The 436-nt window shown below is 44.0% G+C and carries 1 pseudogene; it reads left to right on the plus strand.

Annotated elements, in window-relative coordinates:
* Positions 1-8 precede the first annotated feature (8 nt).
* Positions 9-436 (plus strand): annotated as a pseudogene (locus C1G53_RS09055) (purine-nucleoside phosphorylase); the annotation flags it as partial.

Raw genomic sequence — 436 nt, forward strand, 5'->3', positions numbered from 1 at the left:
AAACGTTCTTGGAAGAAAAAGGTTTGGTAAAACCTGAATTCGGTTTGATTTTGGGTTCTGGCTTGGGTGAATTGGCCCAAGAAGTTGAAAATGCTATTGTCATCGACTATGCAGATATTCCAAACTGGGGTAAATCAACAGTTGTTGGTCATGCTGGTAAGTTGGTTTACGGTGATTTGGCAGGACGTAAGGTCTTAGCTCTTCAAGGTCGTTTCCATTTCTACGAAGGAAATCCGATGGAAGTCGTGACTTTCCCAGTCCGTGTCATGAAAGCTCTTGGTTGTGAAGGAGTGATTGTTACTAATGCCGCAGGTGGTATTGGCTACGGTCCAGGTACCCTTATGGCCATTACAGACCACATCAACATGACTGGCCAAAATCCATTGATTGGCGAAAACTTGGAAGAATTTGGTCCACGTTTCCCAGATATGTCCAA

The organism is Streptococcus suis (assembly GCF_002960445.1).
Lineage (GTDB): Bacteria > Bacillota > Bacilli > Lactobacillales > Streptococcaceae > Streptococcus > Streptococcus hyiners.